This window comes from Odoribacter sp. N15.MGS-14, from assembly GCF_000980245.1.
Taxonomy (GTDB): domain Bacteria; phylum Bacteroidota; class Bacteroidia; order Bacteroidales; family Marinifilaceae; genus Odoribacter; species Odoribacter splanchnicus.
In genome coordinates, this window is record NZ_LARE01000120.1 from 1 (window position 1) to 3,615 (window position 3,615).

Sequence of the window (3,615 nt, forward strand, 5' to 3'; positions counted from 1 at the left end):
GGAAATATCAATTCTTTTAACTTTATTGACAGCAACCATTTTATAATAAGTACTATTTCTCCTGACCCATCGTTATTCATTTATAATTCTCAAGGCATTCAAGAAAAAAAAATAAATCGTCTCGGTAGAGGGCCAGGTGAATATATTGAACCGGCAATTGTACATGTATTTAATAATCATATTTATATATGGTGCAGTAAACAACTAAAATTAATCAAATTAGATCTGAAAGGAAGATTTATTGAAGAGTACAAAAACTTTAAAAAAGCAATAAAAGATTTTAGCATTTGGAATGAAAATCTCATATTCTATATAGCAGGAGGTTTTAATGAAGCTTTATTAGAAATTCATCATATACATCAAAGAAACAATATCGATTATATCGGCAAACCCAGTAATGAACATCTCGTTTTAAATTTAACCGAAAGATCTGGCGGATTAATTTTAGTCAATGACAGCCTCTATTATACAAGCGCAGACGCACTTCATATCTATTGTACAAATATAAAAAACACAACGCACAACACATCTTCCTATTTCAAGGATACGGAATTTATTGTTAATAAATTAAATTTAGACGCCAATATATTAGTGAATAACGAACGCGACAAAGTCATAGATTACTTATTGAGTAATAGTATTATTACGAACTTATTCTATGCCAATAATTACCTAATCATACAAAGCGAAGTAGGGAAATCGAAAATTATCGATAAACGCATAGACCACTCGCAACGATACCTTAAGTATTATATTTTTGACTCAAGCAAAAACTATTTATATTCCGTTAAAGAATTATATAATCCGAACTATAATATCCAAAGATATGCAAACTATGACAATAAGCTTTATAATATAAAAACTTCTTTGAGAAATGAAGATTTGACTTACGTAGTTTCTGAAATTTCATTTTCCAAAACTAATCTATGAAAAACTATATATTAATATTCTGTATATTCATTTTGTTCATATTATCATGTGAAAATGAAAGAAAAAGAAAATTTAACTATTCCGTCCTATAATTCATTACACACAGGAACCCTCCAATTATTACAAATTGCATTTGCTAATGATAACGAAGAAGGAAATGAAGGTAATGATTTTAAAAAGTGTGAGCAAGGAAACGTCTTTTTTCCCGCCCATGGTACAATAGCCTGTTTATATTGTGGAGACTGTTTAGCCCATTGGGCATTTGCCACCTATGATGGTAATTGCAAATTATTTAATACATAATCAACAATAAACTATGCTATATTTGTAAGTATAGTATAGTTTTAATGAACATAGAAAAATGAGAATAATAATATCATCATTGGTCATAGTTTTTTCTCTACATTCTTGCAAAGAAATACCGATCACTCCTTTAAATATTACAAAATCATTAACTTTGATCGGAGAGAAACAAGTTACAAATAATAGCTTTGGTTACAGTATTACCAAGGATTCCTTATTAATTATGATCGCTTATGGAGATGCTGATGAAAAATTCATTCATGTCTATGACACAGCTTTCAATTTTAAATTCAGTGTGGGCGACAAGGGTAAACTTTTTTCAGAATTCAATATGCCCCAATTTTTTAATACTAACTTTATCGACTGCCACGACTCCATTATTCACATGTTTGACATTAATCTACTTCAAGAAAAATATTTCAACCTGACCAAATTCGTACAAAATCCTCAGCCTGAAAAAGAAATAAAAGGACGGTATTTACCTACTAAATTGTATTTTACCGATAATTTGAATATATTAAACGACTCTACTTTTGTCGGGAAAAGCATTGACATGAATTATGGATCTTTCTTTATATATAATAGTACGAGTAAAGAAAAAAAATGGATAAAATTTAATCACAAATTCCGATATCCCGATAAAAAATATGAAGATCAATCTTACCTGAACTCCATTTGCGTTCACCCGCAAAAGAAAAAAATCATAGTAGCCTATCGTTATTTTGATCTCATCCAGTTGTACGATGATGAAGGTAAACTCTTACAAGAATGCTGTTTTTCTAAAATCCAGAAACCTTTATTATCTACCGTAGCTTCCGGGATGGCACCAGAAGCCTCTTTTTATAATCTAAGCATTTGTGGTACAAACAAATATTGCTATATCTTAAGAGCAAATAAAACCGGAATACAATTGCAAAATCAGCCTCAGAAATTATCAGGACAATTAATTGTCATGGATTGGTCAGGAAATATTAAAAATATCTACCCTTGTCCGGAACTTCTCTATTCCATTTGTGTCGATGCTAATGATACCTATTTATTTGCCACAATAGATAATTATAATGACCTGGAATATTCTTTTATCAGAAAATACAAATTATAAAAATGACAATAATAACTATTACACCACTAATAATATTAAACATAATTTTCATGATAAAATTTGAATATGACAAGAAAGAAAGATTTTTGACAGTTTTCACATTAAATAAGAGTTCATCTTTAATTAACCTAAAATTTAAATTCCCAAAGCGACTAAATATGAAATTATCCCTTATCTTCTTTCTATTCTTATTTACCTTATCCTGTAAAAAAGAAAACACCAGGTACACAGTGATACCCATAAAGAATTTTTCCCAGGAAATTGAAATGGATCGTATACTTTCGGATATTCAGATACTCCGACTAAATATACCCGATACAACCTTTATCGGCCAAATTAAAGATCTTGCCATATACAGGGATTCAATTTATATCTTAGATGATATAAAACAATCCTTATTCATTTTCGATATGCAGGGAAATTTCATTCAAGAAACTTGTCGTTCAGGAAGGGGTCCGGGAGAATATATCCATGCTTGTTCAATAGAATGTGATTCTTCATTCGTATACGTATTGGATATGCCCGGGAAAAAACTGATATACTACGACCACTCAATGAATTTTGTTATTGCAAAAAATTTATCCTATACGTCCTCGGATTTTAAAATCACAGACAAGCATTTTCTTTTCAACAATTTAGAAGACATCGACGGAAATTATTATTACCTTTATAGAGATAGAGATATGAACGAAGTGGATCATTTCATTCCTTATAAACCCAAATGGGGACATACGTTACATGGCCGAAGCACGACAGGACAAATGTTCACGTGGAATGAAAGTACAAAACAAAGTTTTTTAGTACGCCCCTTTTCCAATCAGATATATGAATTCACCCCTGCAGGAAAATTACAATTAAGTTTTGAAATAGACTTCGGAAACAAAACGATTCCGGATCGTATCGGAGAGAAAGACTTTAATCCGGGCAGATCTCCTTTTATTTATATTGAAGATTTTTTTGATTTCAATCATTTTAAAATGATGAGTTTTTTGGAAAAAAATACCCGTTACTACACCCTGTTCTCATCTGGGAGGGAAATTATATATGCCGGAAGAATCAAGGATTCGCAAACCTTACTTCCCTTTTTTCCCCGTTGGCAATGCGGAAACCGACTCATCGGAACTTGCCGGGGAGAATATCTCGAAAAATATTTGAAAGCCAAAGGTCAACAATTACCGGAGACAGAATCGGATAAAAACTACCTGCTATTTTATGCATTAAAATTCGACAGGCTAAAAACTATGGGCTATAAGCTAAAGGCAGAAAAAAATCAGCGTTTT

The 3,615-nt window shown here is 31.3% G+C and carries 4 protein-coding genes; all 4 read left to right on the plus strand.

All coding sequences use genetic code 11. From position 1 onward, the window contains the following. A partial coding sequence (locus tag WS34_RS14240; protein ID WP_046405655.1) for a 6-bladed beta-propeller occupies positions 1-930 on the plus strand: 930 nt, incomplete at its 5' end. A 54-nt stretch (positions 931-984) separates the two neighbouring features. Then, positions 985-1,233: a hypothetical protein gene (locus WS34_RS14245; RefSeq protein ID WP_022159400.1), complete on the plus strand. Its 249-nt coding sequence runs from the start codon at positions 985-987 to the stop codon at positions 1,231-1,233. A 58-nt stretch (positions 1,234-1,291) separates the two neighbouring features. After that, on the plus strand, positions 1,292-2,335 hold the full coding sequence (locus tag WS34_RS14250; protein ID WP_286693818.1) for a TolB-like 6-bladed beta-propeller domain-containing protein: 1,044 nt from the start codon (positions 1,292-1,294) through the stop codon (positions 2,333-2,335). A gap of 50 nt (positions 2,336-2,385) precedes the next feature. Further along, positions 2,386-3,615, plus strand: a 1,230-nt coding sequence (locus WS34_RS14260; RefSeq protein WP_286693819.1) for a DUF4934 domain-containing protein, incomplete at its 3' end; no start/stop codon positions are given.